This is a genomic window from Dapis hubbardiae BLCC-M172 (assembly GCF_050016015.1).
Classification (GTDB): domain Bacteria; phylum Cyanobacteriota; class Cyanobacteriia; order Cyanobacteriales; family Microcoleaceae; genus Trichodesmium.
The window spans coordinates 5852-7795 of sequence record NZ_JBNHEQ010000133.1; the positions used below are offsets into that span (position 1 = coordinate 5852).

Annotated in this window: 3 protein-coding genes; all 3 read right to left on the reverse strand. The window is 32.6% G+C overall.

Going from position 1 to position 1944, the window contains the following annotated elements; translation table 11 throughout:
- Positions 1–207: tetratricopeptide repeat protein (locus ACP6PK_RS11955; RefSeq protein WP_426559788.1), on the reverse strand; the 207-nt coding region annotated here is incomplete at its 3' end.
- Positions 208–696: a tetratricopeptide repeat protein gene (locus ACP6PK_RS11960; protein ID WP_426559786.1), complete on the reverse strand. Its 489-nt coding sequence runs from the start codon at positions 694–696 to the stop codon at positions 208–210.
- Positions 690–1376, reverse strand: a complete 687-nt coding sequence (locus ACP6PK_RS11965) for a hypothetical protein (RefSeq protein ID WP_426559787.1) — start codon at positions 1374–1376, stop codon at positions 690–692. Before ACP6PK_RS11965 ends, ACP6PK_RS11960 begins: the two co-directional genes overlap by 7 nt.
- Positions 1377–1944 lie beyond the last annotated feature (568 nt).

The following is a 1944-nucleotide window of genomic DNA, read 5'->3' on the forward strand; positions in this document are numbered from 1 at the left end:
AATTTCTATAGCCTTCTCATAAGCAGCTATTGCCTCTTCATATCTTTCTAAATTTATCAGTGCGATGCCTTTACTATCCCAAGTATAGTAATAATCTGGTTGAATTTCTATAGCCTTCTCATAAGCAGCTATTGCCTCTTCATATCTTTCTAAATTTTCTAGTGCATCGCCTTTATTTTTCCAATATTTATGATAATTTGGATTTATTTATATGGATTTTTCATAAGCAGGAATAGCTTCTTCATATCTTTCTAAATATTCTAGTGCAATACCTTTATTGTTCCAAGCGTAGTTATCGTCTGGTTTTATTTCTATAGCCTTTTCAGAAACAGCTATTGCCTGTTCATATCTTTCTAATTTTATCAGTGCGATGCCTTTACCATTCCAAGCTTCGTAATAATCTGGTTGAATTTCTAAAGCTTTCTCATAAGCAGCAATTGCCTCTTCATAACGTTCTAAACTATCGAGTACATTACCTTTATTTTTCCAAGACTTATAATAATTTGGATTGATTTCAATAGCTCTATCAAAAGCAGCAATTGCCTGTTCATATTTTTCTAAATTTTCCAGTGCAATGCCTTTACCATTCCAAGCTTCGTAATTATTTGGTTCTATTTCTAAGGCTTCATCACAAGCTAATATTGCTTCTTCATTTTGCTTAAACTTTCTATCTAGAGAAGCCTTTCTAACTAACAAATCTGCTTTTTTTCAACAGCAAGCAATTCTTCATCAAGCAAAGTTTTAATTTTCACCCACTCATACTTACGTTCTTGTCGAGTAAGCTCTATATAATTATCTAATTCTTTGGCAAAAACTTTTGAATATTCCTGTTGCAAACTTTCTCTATCTCTGGGAAACCGAAATAACCCAGAACGCCAATCAAAAAAATCTGGGGCACGTTTAATCAGATAATCCATAGCAAATCTAGGCAACAAAAACACAAAGCAAATATCAAAATCATCCCTAAACCTTTCTCGCTGTTGATTCAAATTAACTAAAACTGGAGGTACTCCCCTTCTACTAATAGAAATAATCTCATTACTATCCCAACCTCTTTCTTTCATTTCCTCCTCATATAGAGAGAGAGAATATTCCAAACCAGTCACAAACAAAATATCAATTTCTGCCAGTAATGGTAATTCTTTGACTCGGTTATAAAAATTAAAAACAGTCTTATCCAAAGACAAAACTTCGATTTTTTGCTGGGGAATATCCAGCCGAATTTTCTTGATAATTTCTGTTTTCTGTTGAGGCGAACATTCCACAAACAATAAACTAAAACCTTCCGTAAATCTAATAGTTTCTACTAAAGCTTCATATTCCTCTTCAACTGTTAATGGTAAATCCTCTTCCCAAGCAATTTTTTCTCCCTTCATTGCACCAACTCCTGAAATTATTGTACTCCTTGAATAATTGACTTTCTATAGATAGGTTCATTATTCAATCAAGTAGGGTTTTGACCAAAGGTAATTATCAATTACCAATTATCCATTATCCATTATCCATAGCCTTCTATTTCAAAAGAAAAAAAGAAATAATATTTCTCAATATTCAATCAAGTAGGGTTTTGAGCAAAGGTAATTATCAATTATCAATTATCAATTATCAATTATCAATTATCAATTATTAAACCAACTCCTGAAATTCTTGTACTCCTTTAATCAATGGATTAACATCATACCAAACTTGCTTTTCTCCCTCTTCATCAAAGTGTAATAAGTGTAGGTTGGGTTGTTCCCGTAGGGTTGCGCAGCATGGGACGTTTGCGGAGCATTTCCAACGGAAAAACCCGACAATAATAATGTTTTGTTGGGTTTCACTTCGTTCTACCCAACCTACATTTTAGCTATAGATAGGTTCATTATTCAATCAAGTAGGGTTTTGACCAAAGGTAATTATCAATTATCCATTATCAATTATCCATTATCAATTATCCATTATCAA